Consider the following 25,576-nt stretch of genomic DNA (forward strand, 5'->3'; position numbering starts at 1 on the left):
AATGTTGGGTAAATGCAGCAAATGCGTATTTGATAACCAGTGTCATTGCCATTGGTTGCCGGCACGTCATAATGCCCACCGGTCGAATTTTTGCAGAGTCTAGGGAGCTAGCTTGTCTACGCCTGTCGAACCCTTGCGTTTGCTGCTATTGGCCGAAGAGCCATCTTGGGCAGCGTTGTTGCGCGAGTGTCTGGCGCCAATGGGAAGTGCGGCCGTACTGATAGACGCGCCGAGCTGGGAATCTGTCAGCCATCTGTTCGAGAACGATCGCAATGCGCTGCTCCTGACGACCCCGGCCCTGCAGCCCTCAGCGGGCCGCTGCCGCTTGCCCACGATTTTGCTGCTCGACAGCGAACCTGCGAGCGCCCCTGCGGGCGTCAGCGACTGGCTGGTGGGCGCCAGCCTGACCAGCGATGTGCTGCGCCGCTGCCTGCGCCATGTGCGTGAACGCGGCCTGCTGGAGCACACGTTGCAGCGTCTTGCCGAAGAAGACCCGCTGACCGGCATCGCCAACCGTCAGGGTTTCCAGACCTTGCTGGCCGTGCGCCTGGCTGAAGGCGACGGTCGCGGCATAGCCCTGGGCCACCTGGACCTGGACAACTTTCGCCACGCCAACGACGCATTGGGCCATCAGGCGGGCGATCGGCTGATCCTGCAAGTGGTGGCGCGCCTCAAAAGCCAGCTTGAGGCCTGCGACCAACTGGCCCGGCTGGGCAGCGACGAATTCGCCCTGCTGATTAACACCCATCGTGCGCCTGAACGCGCCGAATGGATGGCCGAGCGCATCACCGAGGTGATGGCCGAGCCCTACTGGGTTGACGGTGAGAGCCTGCTGATCGGCTGTAGCCTGGGCATCGCCCACGCCCGCGCCAACGCCGGGGCCGACCCGTTGATGTGGCACGCACACATTGCCATGCAGCAGGCTAAAAGCACCCAGGGCTGCACTTTTCACGTATTTAACGAACGTATCAATCGCAACGCCCGCAGCCTGGCCGACCTCGAAAGCGAGCTGCGCCGGGCTCTGCGCCGTGACGAACTGGAGCTGCATTACCAGCCGCGGCTGGACCTGGGCACGGGGCAAATCGTCGGGCTGGAAGCGCTGGTGCGCTGGCGCCATGCCGAGCGGGGTTTGTTGGCCCCCAGCGAGTTCGTGCCGCTGGCCGAGCAAAGCGGGTTGATTGTGCCGCTGGGGTACTGGGTGATTTCCCGCGCCCTGCGGGATATGCAGGCGCTGCGCGAACGCGGGCTTGAGCCATTGCATATGGCGGTCAACCTGTCGTTCCGCCAGTTTCAGGACAGCCAGTTGCTTTCGACCCTTAGCCGCTTGATCACCGAGCGCGGCGTTGAAGCCCAGTGGCTGGAGTTCGAGCTGACCGAAACGGCCGTGATGCGGCGCAGTGACCTGGTCAAACAGACCATGGATGCCCTGGGCCGATTGGGTGTGCGCTTTTCGCTGGATGATTTCGGTACGGGTTTCTCATCGTTTGTGCACCTCAACAGCCTGCCGATAGCGCTGCTCAAGATCGACAAAAGCTTTGTGGGCGGCATGGAAAGCCGCGAAGAGAACCGCAAGCTGGTGCATGCCATGATCAACCTGGCGCACAACCTGAAACTGGAAGTGGTTGCCGAAGGCGTCGAAACCCCGGAGCAGCTTGCGCTTTTGCGTGATTTTGGCTGCGACCAGGTGCAGGGCTACTTCATCAGCAAGCCGCTGCCGCTGGCAGAACTGGTGGACTACCTGACTTTCGGGGCCAGGCAGCAGGTGCCGCAGGCAATATAAGGCCGGCACCTCACCTGTGGGAGCGGGCTCGCTCGCGATGCAGGCGACGCGGTCCTTCAAGCGAACCGCAGTGATGCCATCGCGAGCAAGCCCGCTCCCACAGAGGCCAGGCAACCGGTCTGGTCCCTACACAGCGCTCAAGCCCGCCACTTTCGCTGCCTTGCGTTCCTGCTTGAGCATGCGCCGCACCTTCCACTCGAATGCCAGGGTCAGGCTGATCGACGCACAGGCCAGCCCCATCGCCAGGCCCCACCACACGCCGGTCGGCCCCCAGCCGAAGGTAAACGCCAGCAGCCAGGCCATCGGCGCACCAATCACCCAATAGCAGAACAGCCCCACCAGGAACGTGGTCTTGGCATCCTTGAGCCCGCGAATCGCACCCATCGCAATGGTCTGCGCGCCATCAAACAGCTCAAACCAGGCCGCGACGGCCAACAGGCTCACCGCCAGCTCGAACACCGGGCGGAAGGCCGGGTCGTTGTAATCCAGGAACAGCCCGATCAACTGGCTCGGGATAAACCAGAACACCGCCGAAAACCCGAGCATGATCACTGCACCACAGCCGATCCCGACCCGGCCCGCCAGCCGCGCCCGCTGCAAATCACCACCACCATAATGCTGGCCGATGCGCATGGTGATTGCATAGGACATGCCTGCCGGCACCATAAATGCGACCGAGACGATTTGCAGGGCGATCTGGTGCGCCGCCAGTTGCGTGCTGCCCATCGTGCCCATGCACAGGGCCGCGAAGGCAAATAGCCCGACTTCCACCGCATAGGTGCCGCCAATCGGCAAGCCGAGCCGCCACAGTTCCCGCAGGTAAGTCAGATTGATCCGCGACAGGCCCTTGCTGATCGGATACGCGTCGTAGGCCGGGTGCCGATGGATATGCCAGGCCAGGCCCAGGGCCATGCCGGTCGCCACAACCGCCGTGACCAGGCCGATACCCATCAAACCCAGTTTTGGCAGGCCGAACATGCCGGTAATCAACGCGTAATTGAGCACAAAGTTGGCCACGGTGCCGATCAGGCTGATCACCATGACCGGCGTGGCCCGACCCATTGCACTGGTAAAGCCGCGCAGGGCCATGAAAGTCATATAGCCGGGCAGGGCAAACGGCAGCAGCAGCAGGAACTGGCCAGCGGCTTCAACGTTGGTTGGCGTTTGGCCAAACAGCAGCAACAACGGCTTGATATTCCACAGCATCACCGCGCCGCCCAATGCCAGCGCCCAGGCAAGCCACAGCCCGGCCTGGGTCAGGCGGGTCGCACCTTCAATATCCCCTGCACCCTGGCGAATTGACACCAGCGTGCCTATGGCAGCGATGACGCCAATGCAGAAAATCGACACGAACGAGTAGCTCGCCGCCCCCAGGCTCCCGCCCGCGAGCGCCTCGGGGCTCAGGCGCGCCATCATCAGCGTATCGGTGAGCACCATCAGCATGTGAGCCAGCTGCGAAGCGATCAGCGGCCCGGCCAACCGCATAATGGCCGAGAGTTCGATACGTGCAGGATGCTGTTTGGTCATCGTAAAAATATCTATAGGTGCGTTGAAAGGCTTGATTCTCGGCGCCTTGAGTGTTTTAAGCAAAGGGATAAAAACGATCGCTGGCATGATTTAAACTCATGCTGGTAGTTATGTTTTCTATCGTCACCTGTTGTGCAATAGGAATATTCGTAATGGCTCGTAGCCTTCCTCCGCTTTATGCCCTGCGCGCCTTTGAGGCTGCAGCTCGCCATAGCTCCTTCACCCGGGCGGGGGAAGAGCTGTCGATTACCCAGAGTGCCGTCAGCCGCCATATCAAAACCCTGGAGGCGCATTTCGCCTGCCGGCTGTTTCAGCGCAGCGGCCGCAGCCTGCAACTCACTGAAGCGGCTCGCTTGCTGCTACCCGGAGTGCGCGAAGGCTTTGCTGCTCTGGAGCGCGCCTGCACCACTTTGCGCGCCGAAGATGACATCTTGCGCATGAAAGCCCCCTCGACCCTGACCATGCGCTGGCTATTGGCAAGGCTGAGCCGCTTTCGCCACTTGCAGGCGGGCAACGAGGTACAGCTGACCAGTGCCTGGATGGACATCGACCATGTGGATTTCAATCAGGAGCCGTTCGACTGTGCGGTGCTGTTGAGCAACGGCCACTTTCCGCCCGACTGGGAGGCCACGTTGCTGTTTGCGGAGATGCTGATCCCGGTCGGCGCGCCTGCCAGCCAGGACGACAAACCCTGGGACGTCACGCGTCTGGCCGCCACTGAACTGCTGCACCCCACGCCCGATCGCCGTGACTGGCGGCGCTGGCTCGACTGCATGGGCCTGAGCGGGCAAGTATCACTCAAGGGCGGGCAAGTTTTCGACACCCTGGAACTGGGCATGATTGCCGCCGCCCGGGGTTACGGCATCTCTATGGGTGACCTGCTGATGGTGGCCGAAGACGTGGCCCAGGGCCGCCTGAGCCTGCCGTTTCCGGCCGCGGTGGCCAGCGGCGATAATTATTATCTGGTTTGGCCCAAGACCCGCCCCGGGGGCGAGCGTTTGCGCCGGCTCAGCGACTTTTTGCAACACGAAGTCGCTGCCATGGTGCTGCCAGCGGTTGAGCAGTTGCATTGACCGGCCTGATCAGCCACTGAGCGGCCGATACTGCAACGCCTCTGCCAGATGTTTGCGCTCTATGTGTTGTACCTGTTCAAGGTCAGCCAGGGTTCTTGCCACTTTCAACAATCGATGTGCCGCCCGCAGTGACAGGGTCATGCGCTCGCAAGCAGCCTCCAGCCAGCTGTTATCCCCATCACTCAAGCGGCACTGGGCACGCACCCCCGGCAGGTCGAGAAAGGCATTGGCACAGCCCTGGCGTTGCAGCTGCCGCTCTCGCGCCGCAGCTACCAACGAAGCCGCCTTGGCCGTGGTGTCATCTGAGGCCAGTGGCGGGTTGAGGGTGGTGGTTTCGCGGGCCACGGTCAGGTGCAGGTCAATGCGATCGAGCAATGGGCCAGACAGTTTGTTGCGATAGCGCTGAATCTGCTCCGGTGTGCAGCGACAGCGCCCTGTGGGTTCGCCGAGATAGCCACAAGGGCAGGGGTTCATCGCCGCAACCAGCTGGAAACGCGCCGGAAAACGCATGCGATCCTTGGCCCGGGCAATCACAATAAAGCCGCTTTCCATGGGCTCTCGCAAGACTTCCAGAACCTTGCGATCAAACTCGGGGAGTTCATCGAGAAACAACACGCCGTGATGGGCCAGGGTGATTTCCCCGGGCCGGGGTTTGGAACCGCCGCCCACCAACGCGGGGCCGGAGGCCGAATGATGGGGTTGGCGAAACGGTCGCTGAGGCCAGCTGTTCAATGGCACATGGCTGGCCACCGACTGAATGGCGGCCACTTCCAGCGCCTCGTGTTCATTGAGAGGGGGCAACAAGCCAGGCAGGCGACTGGCCAGCAAGGTTTTGCCTGTGCCCGGCGGCCCGGTAAACAGCAGGTTGTGACTGCCGGCTGCGGCCACCAGCAACGCCCGCTTGGCCGAAAGCTGGCCCTGGACATCGCTCAGGTCGGGATAGGGCTTGCTTAGATGCAGCAAGCCGCTGGGGCTATAGGGCGCAATCACTTCCCGGCCTGCGAAATGGGCCACCACCTGCAGCAAGTGCTCGGCCGCGATGACCGTCAGCCCGCAGGCCAGGCAGGCTTCCTCGGCATTGGCCAGCGGCACCACCAGCGCCCGACCTGCGGCGCGAGCTGCCAGGGCGGCCGGCAATATGCCCTGTACCGGCCTGATTGCCCCCGATAGCGCCAGTTCGCCTAAACACTCCACTTGCTCCAGCGCCACTGCCGGCAGTTGCCCGCTGGCCGCCAGAATGCCCAGGGCAATGGCCAGATCAAAGCGCCCGCCGTCCTTGGGCAGGTCAGCGGGAGCGAGATTAAGGGTGATCCGCCGGGCCGGGAAATCCAGGGTGGAATTGATGATTGCACTGCGTACCCGATCTTTACTTTCCTTGACTGCGGTTTCAGGCAAACCGACCAGCGTCAACGCCGGCAACCCATTGGCCAGATGCGCCTCCACCGTCACCGCAGGCGCCTCGACGCCCACCTGGGCGCGGCTGTAAACAATCGCCAGAGCCATGACTCATTCCTTGAGTTCGCTAAAAAACTCATGGTGCGCGAATCAGAAGCCAGGGGCAGGCAGGGAATGGATACGGGATGTTAACGGGTATGGGAACACGGCATATGAGCTGCCAGAGTGCGGTTGCGAAAAAATTAAAAGCCCCTATTATTAATCAATAACGTTATGCATTAATTATGATCGTAAGCTTTAAATGCAACAGAACGGAACGTCTGTATCGAAGCGGCAAGACGCGCTTATGGTCAGATATTCTCAATGTCATTGAACGAAAATTAACCATGCTGGACGCTGCCAGCGTGCTGACAGATTTGGCGTCCCCCCCTGGCAACCGCCTCGAGGCACTCGGCGGAGCTCGCAAGGGCCAATACAGCATCCGTATCAACGCACAATGGCGAATCTGCTTTATCTGGGGCGCCAAAGGCCCTGAAGCAGTAGAAATCGTCGATTACCATTGAGGTCATGATGATCAAGAACGGCATGCGCCCGGTTCACCCGGGTGAAGTTCTCAAGGAAGAATACCTTGAGCCCCTGAGCCTCTCGTCCGCTGCCTTGGCCAGGGCGCTGGGGGTGTCTACACCGACGGTCAACGATATCGTGCTGCAACGCCGTGGCGTCAGTGCCGATATGGCGTTGCGACTGTCGGTCTGCCTGGGGACAACCCCCGAGTTCTGGCTGAACCTGCAAACCACTTACGACCTGCGAAAAGCCGAAATCGACCGCGGCGCCGCGATTCGCGAACAGGTGCAGCCGATTCACCACTGCGCCTGAATTACTCCCCCAGCGCTTTGGTGCCCAGGTCTTGCGCAAAGCGCAGCAGGTAGCCATCAGGGTCGAGCACCAAAAAGTTGCGCTCGCCAAACAGCACGTCGTTGCTGCGGTACCAGCGTTCTTCCAGGGGTTTGCGCAGGGTGTGGCCTGCGGCCTCCAGGCGCTCGATCAGCCCTTGGGCATGCGGGCATTTGATCGACAGGTTCATGCCCCGCCCGAACGGCTGTTCCAGCGGCCCGACCCGCCAGGAGGACGCTTGGAGGTCATCCTGCTCCAGCATCAGCTGGCTGCCATGAAACGACAAAAATGCAAACAGATCCTCGGGCCGTTGGTATTCGACCCTGAAACCGAGCACGTCACAGTAAAAGTGCAGGCTGCGCGAAAGGTCCGAGACGATCATCTCGGGCACCAGCGGATTCATCACCAGCATATAAAAACGTCCTTGTTCTGACAGGCGAATGCACCGCCTTTGAGCGTCATTCGCCCGGTGGCAACAACCTGGCTTCCAGTTCGGCCACTTTGGCTTCCAGGCTTTCAAGGCGGGCACGGGTACGGGCCAGCACCACCATCTGGCTGTCGAACTCTTCACGGCTCACCAGATCAAGCTTGCTGAAACCGCTTTGCAGCAAGGCTTTGAACTGGCTTTCGATTTCATTGCGTGGCAGCGCGGTTTCGCCACTGAACAAGCGGGAGGCGTGGCCACCAAGGGCGTCGAGAAAATCTTTGGGCGCGAGCATGGATAAGGTCCTTAAAACTGATGGCGGCGAGTGTATCACGGGGTGCCGGGGCCTATTGCCGGGGGCTTTCTGCACATTTTTCGCGCATCGATTGGTCAGGTCGCGCACCAACTTCGCGCACAAACCTTGCGGAAAATCAGGCTAAAAGCCATCAGTTCCCGCTAAATAGCTGTAATTATTGATTTTTCCAGACATGGCAAGGTTTCTGCTAATACCAACATGACTCATGCACTGATGCAGTAGCTGTGACGAAGGCAGTGCGGCAGGTGGTTCAAGGAGTGTTTTCGTCACCAGCGATTTAACACACGTTGTACAGCCTGAAGAAGGCTGACGATGCGTTACAAAGCCAGACACTGCGCTTAGACTTGAGCCGGGTTTGTTTTCCTGGGGCAAGTCCACCAATTCGGGAGAAGTTTCATGAAGCTAGTCACCGCCATTATCAAGCCGTTCAAGTTGGATGACGTGCGCGAGTCGCTGTCTGAGATCGGCGTACAAGGCATTACCGTTACTGAGGTCAAAGGCTTCGGCCGGCAGAAGGGCCATACCGAGCTGTATCGCGGCGCGGAATATGTGGTCGATTTTCTGCCAAAGGTGAAGATTGATGTCGCCATTGACGACAAGGATCTTGATCGGGTTATCGAGGCGATCACCAAGGCTGCCAACACCGGCAAGATTGGTGACGGCAAGATTTTCGTAGTCAATCTGGAACAGGCTATTCGCATCCGTACCGGCGAAACCGATACCGACGCAATCTAAGCCGCCAAACCCAACGCCCCAGGAGAAAACACTATGACTCTGCGTAAAATCGCAGGGCTCGGAGCCCTGCTGTCTGCTGTAATGCCTGGCCTGGCCATGGCGGCAGACGAAGTGGCTGCTCCAGTCCTCAATTCCGGCGACACCGCCTGGATGCTGACGGCTACCGCCTTGGTGCTGTTTATGACCATTCCCGGCCTGGCGCTGTTCTACGGCGGCATGGTGCGCTCCAAAAACATTCTTTCCGTGATGATGCAGTGCTTTGCCATTACCGGTCTGATCAGCATCCTGTGGGTCATTTATGGCTACAGCATCACGTTCGACACCGCAGGCATGGAGCAGGGCGTCACCAACTTCAATTCGTTTATCGGCGGCTTCGGCAAAGCCTTCCTGGCGGGTGTCACGCCAGAAAGCCTGACCTCATCCACCGCGCTGTTCCCGGAAGCCGTGTTCATCACCTTCCAGATGACCTTCGCCATCATCACCCCGGCACTGATCGTCGGCGCATTCGCCGAGCGCATGAAGTTCTCGGCCATGCTGATCTTCATGGGCGTGTGGTTCACCCTGGTGTATGCGCCGATTGCGCACATGGTGTGGAGCGGCAACGGCGGCCTGCTGTGGGACTGGGGTGTACTCGACTTCGCAGGCGGCACCGTGGTGCATATCAACGCCGGTATCGCCGGCCTGGTAGCGTGCATCGTGCTCGGCAAGCGTAAAGGCTACCCTAGCACCCCGATGGCCCCACACAACCTGGGTTATACCCTGGTGGGCGCGGCCATGCTGTGGATCGGCTGGTTCGGCTTCAACGCAGGCTCCGCTGCTGCCGCCAACGGCACTGCCGGCATGGCCATGCTGGTGACTCAAATTGCCACCGCAGCCGCAGCGCTGGGCTGGATGTTTGCCGAGTGGATCACCCACGGCAAGCCAAGTGCACTGGGCATCGCCTCGGGCGTGGTAGCAGGCCTGGTGGCAATCACCCCGGCTGCGGGCACTGTTGGCCCGATGGGCTCGGTGGTGATCGGCTTGTCGGCTGGCGTGATCTGCTTCTTCTGCGCCACCAGCCTCAAGCGCAAGCTGGGCTACGATGACTCGCTGGATGCATTCGGCGTTCACGGCATCGGCGGCATCGTCGGCGCAATCCTCACCGGCGTGTTTGCAGCCCCGGCACTGGGCGGCTTCGGCACTGTGACCGACATCGCAGCGCAGGTCTGGATCCAGTTCAAAGGCGTGGCCTTTACCGTGGTCTACACCGCGATCGTGACCTTTATCATCCTCAAGGTACTGGATGCGGTGATGGGTCTGCGTGTGAATGAAGAGGAAGAGGCCGTGGGCCTGGACCTGGCTCAGCACAACGAACGTGGCTACAACCTGTAAGGTTTCGTTTATAAAAAACCCGGCGTGCCGGGTTTTTTTTTGCCGGTAATAAAGCGATATTCGCGGCGTCTAAATGATTTGCCTTACAGGTTAAAAGGGTGAATGAGTTCTAAGCTTGTTTATGTGACGCGTGCTTGTGACACAACTCGACTATTAGCCGCTTTGCTTTTTTCTTCAGCACGCTAGAATGCGCGCCGAGGGCTTGAAACAAAGCTCGAGTACGACGAAGGCGAGGATGATCTCCCGACGCTTTCAAGGCCCGTGATCCGTGCTGCGCAATTTCTGGCAGCGGGCGCCTGGCAAGGTGTTTATTCAGGCGCAGGCCATGTGTGTGTGGTGTGCGCCAAGTCCTCTTTACCTCACAACGGTAAAGAGGCGTAAGCCGCGGTTTGCCCAAGGCTACTTTTTCACCAGCGGTGGTAGACAGTCGCCACAGCTGGTCTATAACTAATCTGCTTTACGTATGTCATGGGGTAGAACATGAGCGACGACGATCTGGAAAATGATGACCTCGAAGTAGGTGACGAAGACGAAACCGAAGAAGGTCTGGAAACGTCTGCCGATGACGTGGCGGACGACGATGGTGGCGATGATGCGCCGGCCCCTGCGGCCAAAGGCAAGTCGAAGGCTGCGGTGTCGGTTGATGACCTGCCCAGCGTAGAAGCCAAAAACAAGGAGCGTGATGCTCTGGCCCGCGCGATGGAAGAGTTTTTGTCCAAGGGCGGCAAGGTGCAGGAAGTTGAGGCCAATGTGGTGGCAGACCCACCCAAGAAGCCTGACAACAAGTACGGCAGCCGTCCTATCTAAGGATAAGAACCGCTCGCTTGCTTGAAGAAAAAACCCGCCGTCGCTGCGGGTTTTTTTGTGGGCGATGGAAAAATTCACACCCCTGTGGCGTGGGCTTGTTGTGGGAACGGGCTTGCCCGCGATTGCATCGCCCCGGTTTGCCTGGCGACCGCGGCGCCTGCATCGCGAGCAAGCCCGCTCCCACCGTTACAAGTGCTTCAACACCAGTGGCAATTCACTCAAACAGCCAATTTCGGCATCCGGGGCCTTGTCGCCGTCCCAGCGCTTGCCGCCAGGGTTGAACCACACCGCCCGCAAGCCCGCCAACTGCGCACCAGCAATGTCGTCACCAGGGTGATCGCCCACATGCACTGCGGCACCCGCCGCTACGCCACCGCGCAGCAGGGCTTCGTGAAACAGGCGCGCATCAGGCTTGGCAATGCCGATATCTTCAGCACACAACACAAACTTGAAGTGATGGCCCAAACCGATTCTGCGCACATCGGCGTTACCGTTGGTCACCACGCCCAAGGCGTAATCCCGCGCCAGCGCAATCAGGGTTGGCTCGGCCTGGGGGAACACTTGCAGGGCATGGCGCGCCTCAATAAACACTTCAAACGCATCGTCAGCCAACGCCGCAGCGTTGGCGTAACCGGCACCGTGCAGGGCATGAAACAGAATCCTGCGGCGTAACGCGCTGATCCGGTGCTTGAGCTGCGGCTCTTCACTCAAAACCTGCTCGCGAATCGCCTGGAAATGTCCGACTTCAACAACGCCCAATTTTGGTGCGTTGTCTGTCAGCCAGTCCCGCAACACGGCTTCAGCGCTGACGATTACCGGGGCTGTGTCCCACAGGGTATCGTCAAGGTCGAAGGTAATCAGCTCAATCGTCATTCACTGTCCTTACTGCGTTTGGCGCGTGGATGGGCACTGTCGTAGACCGATGCCAGATGCTGGAAATCCAGATGAGTATAGATTTGCGTGGTTTTGATGTCCGCATGCCCCAGTAATTCTTGCACCGCACGCAAGTCCTGGGAGGACTCCAGCAAGTGGCTGGCAAATGAATGGCGCAGCATATGCGGGTGCAGGTTCTGCCCCAGCTCGCGCTCACCGGCAGCCTTGACCCTGACTTGAATGGCTCGCGGCCCCAGGCGTGTGCCGCGCTGGCTGACAAATACCGCATCGTCCTGCGGGTTGGCCAGCGCCCGCAGCGGCAGCCAGGCCTGTAGCGCCTCACGGGCCTTCCTGCCGACGGGCAGCACGCGGGTCTTGCTGCCCTTGCCGAGCACTTCGACCAGCCCGTCAGCCAAATCCAGCTGCTCCAGGTTAAGCCCGGTCAGCTCCGACAAACGCAGGCCCGAGGAGTAAAACAGCTCCAGAATGGCCTGGTCGCGCTGGGCCAGAAAGTCGTCTTCAACGCCCCCTTCCAGCAATTGCAGGGCGCGGTCGGTATCCAGGGTCTTGGGCAGGCGACGCTCGCCTTTGGGCGGGGCCAGCCCGTTTGCCGGGTCGTGGTCGCACAGGCCTTCACGATTGAGGTAGTGGTAAAGCCCGCGCACTGCCGACAGCAGCCGCGCAATGCTGCGCGAGGACTGACCTTGCTGGTGCAGGCGTGACACCAGTTGGCGCATGCGCTGGATGTCCAGTGCTGCCCAGCCGGGGATTGATTCCTTGGCACAAAACGCCAGCACCTTGTTCAGGTCGCGACGGTAGGCCTCAAGCGTGTGGGGTGACACCTGGCGCTCACTGCGCAGATGAATGCAGTAAGCGTCCAGCTGCCGTTCCATCTAGCGCACCGAGCGCAGGGCGTTGGTAAAACGCGGCAACACCCGGCCCAGCACTTCGGCGATATAACCGAGGAACAGCGTGCCCACCGAGCTTTTGTAGTGCTGCGGATCGCGACTGGCGATCGCCAGCACACCGTGCAACCCCAGATGATTAAGCGCGACCACGGCCGTCGAACCGATTTGCTTGCGCTGTTCTTCGCCAAACAGGAAGTCCAGCTCATGTTCGCGCAAGCTGCCGCTCACGGTCTTGCCTTCAGTCAACAAGCCACCCAGTGCGCGTTGCGCATCGGCGCTGCTGACCCAGCGGCCGACTGGCATCGGGTTGTCGCCAAATAGCACCAGGCTGACAAAAGGCACCTGGAAGTCCTGGCGCAGGCTGTCTTCGACGGCAATCACCAGCTCTTCGAGGCTGGTGGCGTCCATCAAGGCCAGATTCAGGCGACGGGTTTTTTCGAACAGACGGTCGTTGTCACGGGCCACGTCCATCAATTGCGACAAGCGATGACGCATCTCTATATTGCGCCCGCGCAACAGCTCCAGCTGGCGCTCCACCAGGGATATGGTGTCGCCACGCTGATGCGGAATACGCAGCGACAGCAGCAGCTCTTCGCGCTGGGCGAAAAAATCCGGGTGCTCCTGCAGATAAGCGGCCACCGTGTTGGCGGCTGAGTTATCCACAGATACGTCGGGTTCAGCTGACTGCGTCTTGTCGGTCATCGGTTACGCTCGCTCATAAACGGACTTGTCCTTCGTAAACACGCATCGCCGGGCCGGTCATGATCACTGAATGGCCAGGGCCTGCCCATTCAATGGACAAACGGCCACCCGGCAAATCGAGGATCAGCGGTGAATCCATCCAGCCCTGGCTGATCGCCGCTACGGCGGCGGCACAAGCCCCGGTACCGCAAGCCTGGGTTTCCCCGGCGCCGCGTTCCCAGACCCGCAGTTGCCCGCGCTGGCGATCGATAACGTGCAGAAAACCGACATTGACCCGCGCCGGAAAGCGCGGGTGGTGTTCAATTTTTGGTCCCAGTTCATGCACCGGCGCCGCGTTGATATCGTCAACGCGCAGCACCGCATGGGGGTTGCCCATCGACACGGCGGCAATCTCGACGGTCTGCCCGTCAACATCCAGTTCATAGCTCAACGCCTGGGCGTCAGCCACAAACGGGATATCTGCCGGGACCAGGCGCGGCGGGCCCATGTCGACGCTGATCTGCCCATCGCTGCGCACGTTCAGCTCGATAATGCCGCTTTTGGTTTCGACCTTGATCTGGCGCTTGGTGGTCAGGCGCTTGTCGAGCACAAAGCGCGCAAAGCAGCGCGCCCCGTTACCGCATTGCTCCACTTCGGAACCGTCGGAGTTGAAGATCCGGTAACGGAAATCCACCTCCGGGTTGCTTGGCGCTTCAACGATCAACAACTGATCAAAGCCGACACCCGTGTGCCTGTCACCCCATTGCTTGGCGTGCTTGGGCAGGATGTGCGCGTGCTGGCTGACCAGGTCGAGAACCATGAAATCATTGCCCAGGCCGTGCATTTTGGTAAAACGCAGCAACATGGTTTTACTCCGGCAGCAGGCTTTCGCCAGCAAACAACTCGGCAACGGTCTCGCGACGACGCACTTCGAACGCCTGATCGCCGTCCACCAGCACTTCGGCGGCGCGGCCACGGGTGTTGTAATTCGAGCTCATGACAAAACCATAGGCCCCGGCCGAATGCACGGCCAGCAGATCCCCTTCGGCCAACGCCAGTTGGCGGTCTTTGGCCAGGAAATCACCGGTTTCGCAGATCGGGCCGACAATGTCGTAGGCGCGCGCTTCGCTGTCACGCGGGCGCACTGCGGTCACGTCCATCCAGGCCTGATACAGGGCCGGGCGGATCAGGTCGTTCATCGCCGCATCGACGATGGCGAAATCCTTGTGCTCGGTGTGCTTGAGGTACTCGACCTGAGTCAGCAACACGCCGGCATTGGCCACGATATAACGGCCCGGCTCGAACACCAGTGCCAGGTCACGCCCGTCGAGACGTTCGCGCACGGCCTTGATGTAATCACCGGCCAGAGGCGGTTCTTCATCGCGGTAACGCACGCCCAGGCCGCCACCCAGATCGATGTGGCGCAGGTAGATACCGCAATCGCCCAGGCGGTCGATCAGCGCCAGCAGGCGGTCGAGAGCGTCGATGAACGGTTCGAGGGTGGTCAGTTGCGAGCCGATATGGCAATCGACACCGACCACTTCCAGATTGGGCAACTGCGCGGCGCGGATGTACACATCCTCGGCGTCAGCGATGGCAATGCCGAACTTGTTTTCTTTCAGACCGGTGGAGATGTACGGGTGCGTGCCGGCATCGACGTCCGGGTTGACGCGCAGCGAAATCGGCGCGCGAACGCCCATTTCGGCGGCCACGACCTGCAGGCGTTCCAGCTCTTCGGTGGACTCGACGTTAAAGCAGTGCACGCCGACTTCCAGGGCGCGACGCATGTCGTCACGGGTCTTGCCGACACCGGAGAACACGATCTTGTCAGCCTGGCCACCAGCGGCCAGCACACGTTCCAGCTCGCCACGGGACACGATGTCGAAACCGGCGCCAAGACGGGCCAGGACATTGAGCACGCCCAGGTTGGAATTGGCCTTGACCGCGAAGCACACCAGATGCGGCATGCCGCTCAGGGCATTGGCGTAAGCATTGTATTGCGCCTCGATGTGCGCCCGGGAGTAAACGTACGTCGGTGTACCGAAACGTTCGGCAATGGCCGTCAGCGCAACACCTTCGGCGAACAGCTCACCGTTGCGGTAATTAAAAGCGTCCATGGTGTTCCCTTATTGGTGCTTGTGCGATTGCGTTTGCGACGACTTCGCTTGGTCTTCAGGGGATTTGCTGTCATCGGGCAGATACAGCGGTCCTTTTTGACCACAGGCAGAAACAAGGCAGGCGACCGCGACGAGCGCAGCAATAGAAGAGATCAGGCGCTTCATGGCGAAATCCTTTGAAAAGCATTAATTGCGCCCGAGTATACCGAGCACCCACCAGCTTGCCTATGCAGCAGAGCGGCCGAGCGTAACCTGCTGTGTGGATGATCAGTGGTAGCTGGCAGATGGCTGTTATGGGGTTTGCAATCGGCCTGGAGCGCCCGTATCTTGCGAGCTCCGAGCATGACTAGACACTACGAGGTTCCACCATGAGTTTGACTGAAGCCCGTTTTCACGATCTGGTCGATGCCACCCAGGAAAATCTGGAAGACATCTTCGACGACTGCGATCTGGATGTAGATGTGGAAAACTCCGCCGGCATCCTGACCATCAAGTTCGAGAATGGCAAAGCCCTGATCTTCAGCCGTCAGGCGCCCGTGCTGCAGCTCTGGCTGGCGGCTCCAAGCGGTGGTTTTCACTTCGATTACGATGAAAAACGCAGTTCGTGGAAGTGCGATAAAACCGACGAACTGCTTAGCGAAATGGTTCAGCGCCTGACCCTGGAACTGGCAGGCGCCGAGCTGGAATTTGAAGAGATCTGACAGTGACCGCTTCTGCTAAACCTGCAAAACCGCTCTACAGCAACGTCAGCCCGGCAGTGCCGTCCCCTTGCATCAGCACCTGCCGGCTGGATGAGCACAAAGTCTGTCTGGGCTGTTTTCGCCACGTTGAGGATATTCGCGAGTGGCGCTCGGCAGACGACCAGCGGCGCCGGGTCATTTGTGAACAGGCCCGGCAACGCCAGGGCTGAGGAGTGAATGTGGGAGCGGGCTTGCTCGCGATACAGGCGGCGCGGTGTATCTGGCAAACCACGTTGATACCATCGCGAGCAAGCCCGCTCCCACAAAACCCCCACCCTGCTTGTGTATTTATTTTGCTGTGGTAGTGTCCGGGTTCGCCTCGCACTAACGAGGTTCGTCAAAACCCCGCCATATTCCGGCGGGGTTTTGCTTTTTCGTGCAGAAAAAAGGAGTCTGCCAGGTCATGAGCACACCAACCCCACTCATCCTCACCCGCCTGGACGTACAGCGTCTGGAGCAATTGATCGACAGCTTGCCAGAAACGACTCCTGGCATTGAGGCACTGCAAGCCGAGCTCGATCGCGCCGAAACCATCGTCGGCCACGAAGAAGTGCCTGCAGGCGTTGTGACCATGAATTCCCGTGTGCACTGCCGCGAAGAAAGCAGTGGCAAGGACTACCGCCTGACGCTGGTCTATCCAAAAGACGCCAACGCCGACGAAGGCAAGATTTCGATTCTGGCGCCTGTGGGCAGCGCACTGCTGGGTCTGCAAGTCGGCCAGCACATCAACTGGCCCGCGCCGGGTGGCAAGACCCTCAAGCTGGAACTGCTTGAAGTGGAATACCAGCCAAAAGCTGCCAGCGATTTCAGCGCCTAAGACCTTCCAGATCAGTCATGTCACTGCGCAGGCACTTGCCCGTCACGGGCAAACTGACGCAAGGACCGGTAGCTGGCGCTCAGCTCCCGGGCCAGGGCCCGACGCTCATGACTGACCTGCTGCGCCTGCCACTGCGAGCGATGGTCGAGCAGGGCCAGATGCTGCTCATCCCAGCCCCATTCGCGGGTCAGGCGCTTGAGTAAGCGCCGCTGCCACTGCGTGCCTGCCTCGCCATTGCTTAACGCATGGTCAACCTTCAGGTACAGGCTGCGGCGTACCAGTTCCAGCCGCTGCGCCTCGCCGCGCCCTTCAAGGTAGCGCTCAATGCGTCGGTAAACCACGACGTAGGGGTCCAGCTCATCCAGGTCAAGCTGATTGGCATACACCCTTTGCTTGAAGTCCAGGCTCAGGCAGTTCACCTGCGGGTGCTCGCTGGCGTACACCTCAATCAGCAGCAACTTGAGCAGCGACTTGTGCGGCGACTCAATGCCCTTGAACAGTTGCCACAGCCCGGCGCCTACGAATTCGCCGGGGGCGATATGGGCCAGATGGCCAAGATCGATGGTTTCGTCGCCGCCGATCAGCCCCGCGTCCAATAAACCGCGGGTGAATTCGGCGTACCGCGCTTCCTCCTGCACCGGCACCCACCACCACATCGGCGTGCGCCCGGCGAGCCAGATGGCGGTGCGGTAAAACTCATCGAGCAACAATCTTTGCCGTGGTTCGCTGCCTTCGTCGTTGCGCAATTGGGCGTCGATCAGAAACAGGTGCGCCTCACTGCCCTGACTCGTCGCCCACGCTTCCAGGCGGCGGCATTTTTTGCGCAGCGCCGACACGGCGGCATCGCTCAAGTCCGGCGCCAGGCAAATCCATACGTCCATATCGCTTTGCGCGGTCTGGGCCAATGTGCCGAGGCTGCCCATCAAAAACAGCCCGTGGATCGGTTGCGACGGGCAAACGCTGGCCACGCTGCAAGAAAAGTCCTGAACCAGTTGGCGGGCAGCGGCAAGAGTGGCGGCATCCGGCGTATAACCCGACACCCCGGCGGGGGTGCAGTCCGACACATAGCCGGGCAACAGCGGGTGATTGACATGAAACAGCAGCGCCAACAGGCTCAGCAGCGTTTGCTGGCGTGGCGCCAGGCCTTCCCGGGCGCGGGCCAGGCGGCCCTGATTGACGCGTAAAAAGCGCCCACGCAACTGCTGGAGAACCTGTCGCCCGGTTCCCTCGTTCAGTACGGGTGCAGAGAAGTGTGCCCGCGGAATCATGAATCGTGCAGATCCCGAGGGCGTGGCGTGGCGTCAGGCAACTTCTTTGGATTCAACAAGAATCGACAACAGCACTTGAACAGCTTCGGCAGCATCACGTCCCAGGCTTGTCAGGTAGCCACCATCCGGTTGGTCAATCAGCTTTTTATCAAACAGGCGCTGCGCCGCCGCGATTTTTTCTGGCGCGGCATGTTGATGAATCTTCAGGCCCTCAAGGGTACTTTCCAAGTCAAACAGTGCAAGGACTTCCAGTTCGGCAACCAACTCAGGGGTAAACGACATAAAGACTCCAGACTATGCAGGAAAAGACGACAGCCGCTCTAAGGTGATCCCACTTGTGCTGACTGTCCAGCAACACTTCCCACCTTTGTAAAACAGCCTGTCGATATAAGGCAGTTGGAGTGTAGTCAGTACCCGGTCAAACGCAGGGCTAATGCGCAATAACTTGTGGGAGCAACTGCCTTTTAAACCTGTGGGAGCGGGCTTGCTCGCGATGGCACCGGCTCGGTCTGCCTGATACACCGCATCAATCTAATCGCGAGCAAGCCCGCTCCCACAAGGGCGTAAATGGCCCGAATCAATCATTTGTTTTTTCAGTTATATAAACATTCTTAAATAGTCTTTTTAAGAATATCCGCACCTCACTACTATTGCCCCTACGCCAGCAACCCTGTCGGCACCCCATTTTTTCAGGAGCAGCACCATGAGCGCATCTCTGCGTAGCGTTGACGGTCAGGACGAAGCAACCATTCTGCGGGAAATCCAGAGCGCGCTGCGAGACCTGCGCTTTGGTGCTGTGGAAATCACTGTGCATAACGCGCAAGTGGTGCAGATCGAGCGCAAAGAGAAATTCCGTTTGCAAAACCCGAGTCAAAAAAACGCCTGAACCGTTCAAGCGCATTCACCTGAGTGCGCTCAATAAAAATTAAAAAATGCTTTGGAGCCTCACCTATGTCCCTACGCCGTTACGCTTTGGCCGCGCTGGCCAGTGCCATTTTTGCTGGCTCCGCAGTAGCCAAAGATTACGAGTTGTTGAACGTTTCCTACGATCCAACCCGCGAGCTGTACCAGGATTACAACACTGAATTCACCAGTTTCTGGAAAGCCAGCCACCCTGGCGACAACGTCAAAATCCAGCAATCCCACGGCGGTTCGGGCAAACAGGCCCGCGGTGTGGTCGATGGCCTGCGCGCTGATGTGGTAACCCTGGCGCTGGCCGGTGATATCGACGAAATCGCCAAGCTCAACAAGGGCTCGCTGCCGGAAAACTGGCAAACCCGCCTGCCGGACGCCAGCACCCCGTACACCTCGACCATCGTGTTCCTGGTGCGCAAGGGCAACCCCAAAGGCATCAAGGACTGGGGCGACCTGACCAAGGACGGCGTATCGGTGATTACCCCGAACCCCAAAACCAGCGGCGGCGCGCGCTGGAACTTCCTCGCGGCTTACGCCTATGGCCTGAAAGCCAACGGCGGCGACGAAGAAAAAGCCAAGGAATATGTAAAAACCCTGTTCAAACACGTGCCCGTACTGGACACCGGTGCACGCGGTTCGACCATTACCTTCGTCAACAACGGTCAGGGTGACGTGTTGCTGGCCTGGGAAAACGAAGCATTCCTGGCACTCAAGGAAGACGGCGGCACTGACAAGTTCGACATCGTCGTACCTTCCCTGTCGATTCTGGCTGAGCCGCCAGTGGCTGTAGTCGACAAGAACGCCGAGAAAAAGGGCAACACCGAAATCGCCAAAGCCTACCTTGAACACCTGTACAGCCCAGCCGGCCAGGAAATTGCTGCAAAAAATTTCTACCGCCCGCGTGACGCTGCAGTCGCTGCCAAGTATGCACAGCAGTTTCCGAAACTGGAGCTTGTGACTATCGACAAAGACTTCGGTGGCTGGAAAACTGCGCAGCCGAAATTTTTCAATGACGGTGGCGTGTTCGACCAGATCTACCAGGCGCAGTAACCTGTGGGGCGCGGCCTTTGGCCTCGCTGAAAGCTAGAACATAGAGCCCGCGACTGAGTTGCGGGCTTCGTGCGTTAACCAAGGACTCTTATGTCTCGTCGTATCTCCCCCGTCATACCCGGCTTCGGGCTGACACTGGGCTACACCTTGGTGTATCTCAGTCTGATTGTGCTGATCCCGTTGGCTGCGATGTTTGTGCATGCCGCTCAACTGACCTGGGACCAGTTTTGGGCCATCATCACCGCCCCCCGGGTGCTGGCAGCGCTGCAATTGAGTTTCGGCACCGCCTTTGTGGCAGCCATCATCAACGGTGTGATCGGCACCGTACTGGCCTGGGTCCTGGTGCGCTACACCTTCCCCGGGCGCAAGGTCATCGATGCCATGATCGACCTGCCGTTTGCCCTGCCGACCGCCGTGGCCGGTATCGCCCTGACCGCCTTGTACGCGCCCAACGGCTGGATCGGTCAGTTCGCCACCGACCTGGGTTTCAAGATTGCCTACACGCCGATGGGCATCACCCTGGCACTGACCTTCGTCACCCTGCCGTTTGTGGTGCGCACCGTGCAGCCGGTGCTGGCCGATATTCCCCGTGAAATCGAAGAAGCCGCCGCCTGCCTGGGCGCCAAGCCCCTGCAAGTGTTCCGCTACATCCTGGTGCCGGCCTTGCTGCCCGCCTGGTTGACCGGCTTTGCCCTGGCCTTCGCCCGCGGTGTGGGCGAATACGGCTCGGTGATTTTTATCGCCGGCAACATGCCGTTCAAAACCGAAATCCTGCCGCTGTTGATCATGGTCAAACTGGACCAGTACGACTACACCGGCGCCACGGCCATTGGCGTGATGATGCTGGTGGTTTCCTTCATTTTGCTGCTGATCATCAACTTGATTCAGCGGCGCATCGAAAAACCGTGAAGGAGGCCTGACCATGTCCAGTTCAACCCAAAGCGCCTCATCGGTGGCCAACGCCGCCCGCCGTGGCAGCCCGCTGTCGCGGCGTTTGCTGATCGGCTTCGGCTGGTTGTTCTTCACCCTGTTCCTGCTGCTGCCGCTGCTGATCGTGGTGTCCCAGGGGCTGAAAATGGGGGTCGGCACCTTCTTCGATGCCATCCTCGAACCTGACGCCCTGTCGGCCCTGAAGCTGACCATCATCGCGGTGGCGATCTCGGTGCCGCTCAACGTGGTGTTCGGTGTCAGCGCGGCCTGGTGCGTGAGCAAGTACAGCTTTCGCGGCAAGAGCATCCTGGTCACCCTGATCGACCTGCCGTTTTCGGTGTCGCCGGTGATCGCCGGTCTGGTCTACGTGCTGATGTTCGGCGCCCAGGGTTTCTTCGGCCCGTGGCTGCAGGATCACGACATTCAGATCGTCTTCGCGTTGCCGGGCATCGTGCTGGCCACCATCTTCGTTACCGTGCCTTTTGTGGCCCGTGAACTGATCCCGCTGATGCAAGAGCAGGGCACTCAGGAAGAAGAGGCTGCACGCCTGCTGGGCGCCAATGGCTGGCAGATGTTCTGGCACGTCACCGTACCCAATATCAAATGGGGTCTGATCTACGGCGTGGTGTTGTGTACTGCGCGGGCGATGGGTGAGTTCGGTGCGGTGTCGGTGGTTTCCGGGCACATTCGCGGGGTGACCAACACCCTGCCGCTGCACGTCGAGATCCTCTACAACGAATACAACCACGTTGCCGCCTTCGCTGTGGCCACCCTGTTGCTGATCCTGGCGCTCTTCATCCTGCTGCTCAAGCAGTGGAGCGAATCCCGTATTAACCGCCTGCGCGCCAGCGCCGCGGAGGAATAAACCATGTCGATCGAAGTCCGTAATGTCAGCAAGAACTTCAACGCTTTCAAGGCGCTGAACAGCATCAACCTGGATATCCACAGCGGCGAACTGGTGGCCCTGCTCGGCCCGTCGGGCTGCGGCAAGACCACCTTGCTGCGCATCATTGCCGGCCTGGAAACCCCGGATGAAGGCAACATCGTGTTCCACGGTGAAGATGTCTCGGGGCACGACGTGCGTGATCGCAACGTCGGTTTTGTGTTCCAGCATTACGCCCTGTTCCGCCACATGACGGTGTTCGACAACGTGGCTTTCGGCTTGCGCATGAAGCCGAAAAAAGAACGTCCGAGCGAAACCCGCATTGCTGAAAAAGTCCACGAACTGCTGAACATGGTGCAGCTGGACTGGCTGTCGGATCGTTACCCCGAGCAGCTTTCGGGTGGTCAGCGTCAGCGTATCGCCCTGGCGCGTGCATTGGCGGTAGAACCCAAGGTACTGCTGCTGGACGAACCGTTCGGCGCCCTGGATGCCAAGGTGCGTAAAGAGCTGCGCCGCTGGCTGGCACGCCTGCACGAAGACATCAACCTGACCTCCGTGTTCGTGACCCACGACCAGGAAGAAGCGATGGAAGTCGCCGACCGTATCGTGGTGATGAACAAGGGCGTGATCGAGCAGATCGGTTCACCGGGCGAAGTGTACGAAAACCCGGCCAGCGACTTTGTGTACCACTTCCTGGGCGATTCCAACCGCCTGCATATCGGCGAAGACCAGCATGTGCTGTTCCGTCCCCATGAAGTGTCGTTGTCCCGTCACGAGCTTGAAGACCACCATGCCGCCCAGGTACGCGACATTCGCCCGTTGGGTGCGACCACCCGGGTGACGTTGAAGGTTGAAGGGCAAAGCGAGCTGATCGAAGTGGAAGTGGTCAAGGACCATGACAGCCTGACCGATCTGGCGCGGGGCGAGACGTTGTTCTTCAAGCCGAAGGTGTGGCAGAAGGCGTAAACCCACCGCCCTTGTGGGAGCGGGCTTGCTCGCGATACAGCCGATGCGGTCTGTCTCCAAACCGCGTTGCTGCCATCGCGAGCAAGCCCGCTCCCACAGGGTTATTGCAGGTTTACGGTTTTTTAAGCTTCGGATTGGGGAAAAACTGCACCGCCTGCACCTTGGGATCCGGTGCTTTTTTCAGCGCTGACGTATTAACCCGCGTACCCAATTCCTTGGGCACCGACAAACCCTGTTCATTCAATGTATCCGAATAACCGCAGGCCACGCATTCGCGGTGCGGCACTTCGTCTTCGTTCCACATCATCAACTTGTCAGGCTCGCTGCACGCCGGGCAGACAGCCCCGGCGATAAAGCGTTTTTTGGTCACGTTCACAGGTGCCTCACTCATGCTGCCGAGTCCTCGCTCAGGCCGCTGTGACGCAACAGGGCGTCAATCGATGGCTCACGACCACGGAAGTCCTTGAACAGCTCCATCGGGGCCTTCGAGCCACCACGGGCCAGGATCGCCTGGCGGAATGCCTTGCCGGTGTGCGGGTTGAACACGCCTTCTTCTTCAAAGCGCGAGAACGCATCGGCCGACAGCACTTCCGCCCACTTGTAGCTGTAGTAACCCGCCGCGTAACCGCCGGCGAAGATATGCGCAAAGCTGTTCGGGAAGCGGTTGTAGGCTGGCGGACGCATGACCGACACCTCGTCGCGGATGCCATCGAGCACCTGCGCCACGCTGCGACCGTCACCGTGGGTGGCGTGCAGCTCGAAGTCGAACAGCGAGAACTCCAACTGGCGAATCATCATCAGCCCGGACTGGAAGTTCTTGGCCGCGAGCATTTTATCCAGCAGGTCTTTTGGCAGAGCTTCGCCGGTTTCGTAGTGGCTGGAAATCAGCGCCAGGCCTTCAGGCTCCCAGCACCAGTTTTCCATGAACTGGCTCGGCAGCTCGACCGCATCCCAGGCCACGCCGTTGATGCCCGATACGCCCGCGTGTTCGATCTCGGTCAGCATATGGTGCAGGCCGTGGCCGAATTCGTGGAACAGGGTGGTCACTTCATCGTGGGTCAGCAACGCAGGCTTGCCTGCCACCGCCGGGGTGAAGTTGCACACCAGGTTGGCCACCGGGCTTTGCAGGTTGCCGGCCGCCGTGCGGCGACGGTCGCGGGCGCCGTCCATCCACGCGCCGCCACGCTTGTTGGCGCGGGCGTAGAGGTCAAAAAAGAAACGCCCGATATGCTGGCCGTTTTCCTTGATTTCGAACAGGCGAACATCCGGGTGCCAGGTGTCGAAGCCTTTGATTTCGGCGATTTCGATCCCGTACAGCTTTTGTACGATGGCAAACAGGCCGCCCAGTACCTTGTCGATCGGGAAGTAGGCGCGCAGTGCTTCTTGCGACACGCTGTAGCGCTGCTCACGCAGTTTCTCGCCAAAGAAGCCTGTATCCCAGCTTTTCAGTTCAGGGGTGCCTTGCTCGCTGGCGTAGGCTTGCAGCTGCTCCAGGTCACGGGCAGCGAACGGCTTGCTGCGCTTGGCCAGGTCGCGCAGGAAGGTCAGCACCTGATCCGGTGTCTCGGCCATTTTGGTGGCCAGGCTCAGTTCGGCGAAGCTGGCAAAACCCAGCAGTTTGGCCAGCTCCTGGCGCAGGTCGAGGATTTCTTCCATCACCGGGCCGTTGTCGAACTTGCCGGCATTCGGGCCCTGGTCCGAGGCGCGGGTGCAGTACGCGGCGTAGACTTCTTCGCGCAGGGCGCGGTCTTGCGCGTAGGTCATCACCGGGAAGTAGCTCGGGAACTCCAGGCTGATCAGCCAGCCGTCCAGGCCCTTGGCCTGTGCAGCGGCGGCCATTTGCGCCTTGGCCGAATCGGTCAGGCCCGTCAGCGCGGTTTCGTCGGTGATGTGCTTGGTCCAGGCCTGGGTGGCGTCCAGCAACTGGTTGGAGAACTTGCTGCCCAGCTCGGACAGTTTGCTCTGGACTTCGGCATAACGCTTTTGCTCAGCCTCTGGCAGGTCGATACCCGACAGACGGAAGTCACGCAGCGAGTGTTCCAGAATGGTTTTTTGCGCCTGGTCGAAATCAGCGACCTGCGGGCTGTGGGCCAGGGCTTCAAAGGCCTGGAACAGTTCGCGGTTCTGGCCCATCTCGGTGGAGTAGGCGCTCAAGGCCGGCAGGCAGGCCTCGTAGGCTTCACGCAGTTCTGCACTGTTGCACACCGCGTTGAGGTGGCTGACCGGGCTCCAGGCTGCGCCCAGGCGGTCGTTCAGTTCATCCATTGCCAACACCAGGCCGGCCCATGTCGGGTTCTGGCCCTGGTCCTTGAGGATGGCTTGAATGCCGGCGCGGTTGTCGGCGAGGATCTGCTCGATGGCCGGCTGTACGTGCTCAGGACGGATCGCCGAGAACGGCGGCAGGTCGTAGGGCTGCAAAAGAGGGTTGTTCTCGCTCACGTTTGGCACCTTGGCTGGAAGAAACATTGGGCCATCTTAATTACAATCGACGCTGACCGCAGCATTGCAACGCCCTATTACGGCTAAAGAAGGAAGCTATTTGTGTCCATTCGTCCATTCCAGCAGCACACACCTACCCTGGGCGAGCGCGCCTTCGTGGACCGCTCGGCGGTGGTGATCGGTGATGTCGAGATCGGCGCCGACAGTTCCATCTGGCCGTTGACCGTGATTCGCGGCGATATGCACCGCATCCGCATCGGTGCGCGCACCAGCGTGCAGGACGGTTGCGTACTGCACATCACCCACGCGGGCCCCTTTAACCCTGATGGCTTTCCGCTGCTGATCGGCGATGACGTGACCATCGCCCACAAAGTCATGCTGCACGGCTGTAACGTGGGAAGCCGCATTTTGATCGGCATGGGCAGCATCGTGATGGACGGCGCCGTGATCGAAGACGACGTGATCGTTGGTGCGGGCAGCCTGGTGCCGCCGGGCAAGCGCCTGGCCAGCGGCTTCCTGTATGTGGGCAGCCCGGTTAAACAGGTGCGCGAGCTGACCGAAAAAGAGAAAGCCTTCTTTACCTACAGCGCTGGCAACTACGTAAAACTCAAGGATCAGCACCTGGCCGAAGGCTACGACCAGCCCGTTTAAGCCCCCCTTTTTTGGA

29 protein-coding genes and 1 pseudogene are annotated in these 25,576 nt (G+C 60.0%); 16 read left to right on the top strand and 14 right to left on the bottom strand.

Going from position 1 to position 25,576, the window contains the following annotated elements; translation table 11 throughout:
- The first annotated feature begins 112 nt into the window (after window positions 1-112).
- Entirely contained in the window at window positions 113-1,780 is a 1,668-nt protein-coding gene (locus BLU25_RS15735; RefSeq protein ID WP_083369718.1) for a putative bifunctional diguanylate cyclase/phosphodiesterase, read from the top strand.
- Between the two features lie 126 nt (window positions 1,781-1,906).
- On the opposite strand, the gene BLU25_RS15740 is transcribed toward BLU25_RS15735, so the two are convergent.
- A complete protein-coding gene (locus BLU25_RS15740; RefSeq protein WP_016782671.1) occupies window positions 1,907-3,307 on the bottom strand; it encodes a NorM family multidrug efflux MATE transporter in 1,401 nt (466 codons plus the stop codon).
- Window positions 3,308-3,459: 152 nt separating this feature from the next.
- On the opposite strand from BLU25_RS15740, the gene BLU25_RS15745 reads away from it, so the two are divergent.
- Window positions 3,460-4,380 carry a LysR substrate-binding domain-containing protein gene (locus BLU25_RS15745; protein ID WP_016782670.1) on the top strand — a complete coding sequence of 307 codons (921 nt, stop codon included), beginning with the start codon at window positions 3,460-3,462 and terminating at the stop codon, window positions 4,378-4,380.
- Window positions 4,381-4,389: 9 nt separating this feature from the next.
- Here BLU25_RS15745 and BLU25_RS15750 read toward each other — a convergent pair whose 3' ends face one another.
- Window positions 4,390-5,883 (bottom strand): YifB family Mg chelatase-like AAA ATPase, encoded by a 1,494-nt coding sequence (locus tag BLU25_RS15750; RefSeq protein WP_016782669.1) that lies wholly within the window; start codon window positions 5,881-5,883, stop codon window positions 4,390-4,392.
- Between the two features lie 176 nt (window positions 5,884-6,059).
- Here BLU25_RS15750 and BLU25_RS15755 point away from each other — a divergent pair, with 176 nt between their 5' ends.
- Window positions 6,060-6,338, top strand: a complete 279-nt coding sequence (locus tag BLU25_RS15755; protein WP_029611627.1) for a type II toxin-antitoxin system RelE/ParE family toxin — start codon at window positions 6,060-6,062, stop codon at window positions 6,336-6,338.
- Between the two features lie 7 nt (window positions 6,339-6,345).
- Window positions 6,346-6,651 carry a HigA family addiction module antitoxin gene (locus BLU25_RS15760; protein WP_016782667.1) on the top strand — a complete coding sequence of 102 codons (306 nt, stop codon included), beginning with the start codon at window positions 6,346-6,348 and terminating at the stop codon, window positions 6,649-6,651.
- A gap of 1 nt (window position 6,652) precedes the next feature.
- Here BLU25_RS15760 and BLU25_RS15765 read toward each other — a convergent pair whose 3' ends face one another.
- Window positions 6,653-7,081 carry a bleomycin resistance protein gene (locus BLU25_RS15765; protein WP_016782666.1) on the bottom strand — a complete coding sequence of 143 codons (429 nt, stop codon included), beginning with the start codon at window positions 7,079-7,081 and terminating at the stop codon, window positions 6,653-6,655.
- A gap of 46 nt (window positions 7,082-7,127) precedes the next feature.
- On the bottom strand, window positions 7,128-7,388 hold the full coding sequence (locus BLU25_RS15770; protein ID WP_016782665.1) for an accessory factor UbiK family protein: 261 nt from the start codon (window positions 7,386-7,388) through the stop codon (window positions 7,128-7,130).
- Window positions 7,389-7,805: 417 nt separating this feature from the next.
- Between BLU25_RS15770 and glnK the strand changes: the two genes are divergently transcribed.
- From glnK to sutA, 3 genes are all read left to right on the top strand, one after another.
- A complete protein-coding gene (glnK, locus tag BLU25_RS15775) occupies window positions 7,806-8,144 on the top strand; it encodes a P-II family nitrogen regulator (protein ID WP_002555808.1) in 339 nt (112 codons plus the stop codon).
- Window positions 8,145-8,177: 33 nt separating this feature from the next.
- The gene (locus BLU25_RS15780) at window positions 8,178-9,515 is read left to right on the top strand and encodes an ammonium transporter (RefSeq protein ID WP_083369719.1); all 1,338 of its coding nucleotides are present in this window, start codon (window positions 8,178-8,180) and stop codon (window positions 9,513-9,515) included.
- A 480-nt stretch (window positions 9,516-9,995) separates the two neighbouring features.
- Window positions 9,996-10,322, top strand: coding sequence for a transcriptional regulator SutA (sutA, locus tag BLU25_RS15785; protein ID WP_016782663.1), 327 nt, complete (start codon window positions 9,996-9,998; stop codon window positions 10,320-10,322).
- Between the two features lie 186 nt (window positions 10,323-10,508).
- On the opposite strand, the gene BLU25_RS15790 is transcribed toward sutA, so the two are convergent.
- From BLU25_RS15790 to lptM, 6 genes are read right to left on the bottom strand one after another with little or no spacing between them, the layout of a single operon-like run.
- The gene (locus tag BLU25_RS15790; protein ID WP_016782662.1) at window positions 10,509-11,195 is read right to left on the bottom strand and encodes an HAD family hydrolase; all 687 of its coding nucleotides are present in this window, start codon (window positions 11,193-11,195) and stop codon (window positions 10,509-10,511) included.
- Window positions 11,192-12,088, bottom strand: a complete 897-nt coding sequence (xerC, locus tag BLU25_RS15795) for a tyrosine recombinase XerC (protein ID WP_083369720.1) — start codon at window positions 12,086-12,088, stop codon at window positions 11,192-11,194. Before xerC ends, BLU25_RS15790 begins: the two co-directional genes overlap by 4 nt.
- Window positions 12,089-12,805, bottom strand: coding sequence for a DUF484 family protein (locus tag BLU25_RS15800; RefSeq protein WP_016782660.1), 717 nt, complete (start codon window positions 12,803-12,805; stop codon window positions 12,089-12,091).
- A gap of 13 nt (window positions 12,806-12,818) precedes the next feature.
- On the bottom strand, window positions 12,819-13,649 hold the full coding sequence (gene dapF / locus BLU25_RS15805; RefSeq protein WP_016782659.1) for a diaminopimelate epimerase: 831 nt from the start codon (window positions 13,647-13,649) through the stop codon (window positions 12,819-12,821).
- Window positions 13,650-13,653: 4 nt separating this feature from the next.
- Window positions 13,654-14,901 (bottom strand): diaminopimelate decarboxylase, encoded by a 1,248-nt coding sequence (gene lysA / locus BLU25_RS15810; RefSeq protein WP_016782658.1) that lies wholly within the window; start codon window positions 14,899-14,901, stop codon window positions 13,654-13,656.
- A 9-nt stretch (window positions 14,902-14,910) separates the two neighbouring features.
- Window positions 14,911-15,066, bottom strand: coding sequence for an LPS translocon maturation chaperone LptM (gene lptM, locus BLU25_RS15815; RefSeq protein WP_016782657.1), 156 nt, complete (start codon window positions 15,064-15,066; stop codon window positions 14,911-14,913).
- Between the two features lie 203 nt (window positions 15,067-15,269).
- Between lptM and cyaY the strand changes: the two genes are divergently transcribed.
- From cyaY to rnk, 3 genes are all read left to right on the top strand, one after another.
- On the top strand, window positions 15,270-15,602 hold the full coding sequence (gene cyaY / locus BLU25_RS15820; protein ID WP_016782656.1) for an iron donor protein CyaY: 333 nt from the start codon (window positions 15,270-15,272) through the stop codon (window positions 15,600-15,602).
- On the top strand, window positions 15,599-15,811 hold the full coding sequence (locus tag BLU25_RS15825) for a DUF1289 domain-containing protein (protein ID WP_169845772.1): 213 nt from the start codon (window positions 15,599-15,601) through the stop codon (window positions 15,809-15,811). Before cyaY ends, BLU25_RS15825 begins: the two co-directional genes overlap by 4 nt.
- A gap of 233 nt (window positions 15,812-16,044) precedes the next feature.
- Window positions 16,045-16,458 (top strand): nucleoside diphosphate kinase regulator, encoded by a 414-nt coding sequence (gene rnk, locus BLU25_RS15830; protein WP_019828269.1) that lies wholly within the window; start codon window positions 16,045-16,047, stop codon window positions 16,456-16,458.
- A gap of 35 nt (window positions 16,459-16,493) precedes the next feature.
- Here rnk and BLU25_RS15835 read toward each other — a convergent pair.
- Window positions 16,494-17,723, bottom strand: a pseudogene (locus BLU25_RS15835) (class I adenylate cyclase); the annotation flags it as partial.
- 36 nt (window positions 17,724-17,759) lie between these two features.
- Complete coding sequence (locus BLU25_RS15840) at window positions 17,760-18,008, bottom strand: TIGR02647 family protein (RefSeq protein ID WP_016782653.1); 249 nt, start codon at window positions 18,006-18,008, stop codon at window positions 17,760-17,762.
- A gap of 421 nt (window positions 18,009-18,429) precedes the next feature.
- Between BLU25_RS15840 and oscA the strand changes: the two genes are divergently transcribed.
- The 5 genes from oscA (at window position 18,430) to BLU25_RS15865 (ending at window position 22,470) form a co-directional block, all read left to right on the top strand.
- On the top strand, window positions 18,430-18,612 hold the full coding sequence (gene oscA, locus BLU25_RS15845) for a sulfur starvation response protein OscA (RefSeq protein WP_016782652.1): 183 nt from the start codon (window positions 18,430-18,432) through the stop codon (window positions 18,610-18,612).
- Window positions 18,613-18,677: 65 nt separating this feature from the next.
- The gene (locus BLU25_RS15850; RefSeq protein WP_016782651.1) at window positions 18,678-19,691 is read left to right on the top strand and encodes a sulfate ABC transporter substrate-binding protein; all 1,014 of its coding nucleotides are present in this window, start codon (window positions 18,678-18,680) and stop codon (window positions 19,689-19,691) included.
- A gap of 90 nt (window positions 19,692-19,781) precedes the next feature.
- Window positions 19,782-20,600, top strand: coding sequence for a sulfate ABC transporter permease subunit CysT (gene cysT, locus BLU25_RS15855; protein WP_083369721.1), 819 nt, complete (start codon window positions 19,782-19,784; stop codon window positions 20,598-20,600).
- 13 nt (window positions 20,601-20,613) lie between these two features.
- A complete protein-coding gene (gene cysW, locus BLU25_RS15860) occupies window positions 20,614-21,486 on the top strand; it encodes a sulfate ABC transporter permease subunit CysW (protein WP_016782649.1) in 873 nt (290 codons plus the stop codon).
- Between the two features lie 3 nt (window positions 21,487-21,489).
- Complete coding sequence (locus tag BLU25_RS15865; RefSeq protein ID WP_016782648.1) at window positions 21,490-22,470, top strand: sulfate/molybdate ABC transporter ATP-binding protein; 981 nt, start codon at window positions 21,490-21,492, stop codon at window positions 22,468-22,470.
- 112 nt (window positions 22,471-22,582) lie between these two features.
- On the opposite strand, the gene BLU25_RS15870 is transcribed toward BLU25_RS15865, so the two are convergent.
- Window positions 22,583-22,861, bottom strand: coding sequence for a YheV family putative zinc ribbon protein (locus BLU25_RS15870; RefSeq protein WP_016782647.1), 279 nt, complete (start codon window positions 22,859-22,861; stop codon window positions 22,583-22,585).
- Window positions 22,858-24,909 (bottom strand): oligopeptidase A, encoded by a 2,052-nt coding sequence (prlC, locus tag BLU25_RS15875; protein ID WP_029611625.1) that lies wholly within the window; start codon window positions 24,907-24,909, stop codon window positions 22,858-22,860. Before prlC ends, BLU25_RS15870 begins: the two co-directional genes overlap by 4 nt.
- A gap of 102 nt (window positions 24,910-25,011) precedes the next feature.
- Between prlC and BLU25_RS15880 the strand changes: the two genes are divergently transcribed.
- Window positions 25,012-25,560, top strand: coding sequence for a gamma carbonic anhydrase family protein (locus BLU25_RS15880; RefSeq protein WP_016782645.1), 549 nt, complete (start codon window positions 25,012-25,014; stop codon window positions 25,558-25,560).
- Window positions 25,561-25,576 lie beyond the last annotated feature (16 nt).

The organism is Pseudomonas fragi, from assembly GCF_900105835.1.
Taxonomy (GTDB): domain Bacteria; phylum Pseudomonadota; class Gammaproteobacteria; order Pseudomonadales; family Pseudomonadaceae; genus Aquipseudomonas; species Aquipseudomonas fragi.

Excerpts from the sequence above, each read along its gene's own strand:
- BLU25_RS15740 (WP_016782671.1), bottom strand. The coding sequence starts at position 3,307 with ATGACCAAACAGCATCCTGCACGTATCGAACTCTCGGCCATTATGCGG.
- BLU25_RS15745 (WP_016782670.1), top strand. The coding sequence starts at position 3,460 with ATGGCTCGTAGCCTTCCTCCGCTTTATGCCCTGCGCGCCTTTGAGGCT.
- BLU25_RS15750 (WP_016782669.1), bottom strand. The coding sequence starts at position 5,883 with ATGGCTCTGGCGATTGTTTACAGCCGCGCCCAGGTGGGCGTCGAGGCG.
- BLU25_RS15755 (WP_029611627.1), top strand. The coding sequence starts at position 6,060 with ATGATCGTAAGCTTTAAATGCAACAGAACGGAACGTCTGTATCGAAGC.
- BLU25_RS15760 (WP_016782667.1), top strand. The coding sequence starts at position 6,346 with ATGATCAAGAACGGCATGCGCCCGGTTCACCCGGGTGAAGTTCTCAAG.
- BLU25_RS15765 (WP_016782666.1), bottom strand. The coding sequence starts at position 7,081 with ATGCTGGTGATGAATCCGCTGGTGCCCGAGATGATCGTCTCGGACCTT.
- BLU25_RS15770 (WP_016782665.1), bottom strand. The coding sequence starts at position 7,388 with ATGCTCGCGCCCAAAGATTTTCTCGACGCCCTTGGTGGCCACGCCTCC.
- glnK (WP_002555808.1), top strand. The coding sequence starts at position 7,806 with ATGAAGCTAGTCACCGCCATTATCAAGCCGTTCAAGTTGGATGACGTG.
- BLU25_RS15780 (WP_083369719.1), top strand. The coding sequence starts at position 8,178 with ATGACTCTGCGTAAAATCGCAGGGCTCGGAGCCCTGCTGTCTGCTGTA.
- sutA (WP_016782663.1), top strand. The coding sequence starts at position 9,996 with ATGAGCGACGACGATCTGGAAAATGATGACCTCGAAGTAGGTGACGAA.
- BLU25_RS15790 (WP_016782662.1), bottom strand. The coding sequence starts at position 11,195 with ATGACGATTGAGCTGATTACCTTCGACCTTGACGATACCCTGTGGGAC.
- xerC (WP_083369720.1), bottom strand. The coding sequence starts at position 12,088 with ATGGAACGGCAGCTGGACGCTTACTGCATTCATCTGCGCAGTGAGCGC.
- BLU25_RS15800 (WP_016782660.1), bottom strand. The coding sequence starts at position 12,805 with ATGACCGACAAGACGCAGTCAGCTGAACCCGACGTATCTGTGGATAAC.
- dapF (WP_016782659.1), bottom strand. The coding sequence starts at position 13,649 with ATGTTGCTGCGTTTTACCAAAATGCACGGCCTGGGCAATGATTTCATG.
- lysA (WP_016782658.1), bottom strand. The coding sequence starts at position 14,901 with ATGGACGCTTTTAATTACCGCAACGGTGAGCTGTTCGCCGAAGGTGTT.
- lptM (WP_016782657.1), bottom strand. The coding sequence starts at position 15,066 with ATGAAGCGCCTGATCTCTTCTATTGCTGCGCTCGTCGCGGTCGCCTGC.
- cyaY (WP_016782656.1), top strand. The coding sequence starts at position 15,270 with ATGAGTTTGACTGAAGCCCGTTTTCACGATCTGGTCGATGCCACCCAG.
- rnk (WP_019828269.1), top strand. The coding sequence starts at position 16,045 with ATGAGCACACCAACCCCACTCATCCTCACCCGCCTGGACGTACAGCGT.
- BLU25_RS15840 (WP_016782653.1), bottom strand. The coding sequence starts at position 18,008 with ATGTCGTTTACCCCTGAGTTGGTTGCCGAACTGGAAGTCCTTGCACTG.
- oscA (WP_016782652.1), top strand. The coding sequence starts at position 18,430 with ATGAGCGCATCTCTGCGTAGCGTTGACGGTCAGGACGAAGCAACCATT.
- BLU25_RS15850 (WP_016782651.1), top strand. The coding sequence starts at position 18,678 with ATGTCCCTACGCCGTTACGCTTTGGCCGCGCTGGCCAGTGCCATTTTT.
- cysT (WP_083369721.1), top strand. The coding sequence starts at position 19,782 with ATGTCTCGTCGTATCTCCCCCGTCATACCCGGCTTCGGGCTGACACTG.
- cysW (WP_016782649.1), top strand. The coding sequence starts at position 20,614 with ATGTCCAGTTCAACCCAAAGCGCCTCATCGGTGGCCAACGCCGCCCGC.
- BLU25_RS15865 (WP_016782648.1), top strand. The coding sequence starts at position 21,490 with ATGTCGATCGAAGTCCGTAATGTCAGCAAGAACTTCAACGCTTTCAAG.
- BLU25_RS15870 (WP_016782647.1), bottom strand. The coding sequence starts at position 22,861 with ATGAGTGAGGCACCTGTGAACGTGACCAAAAAACGCTTTATCGCCGGG.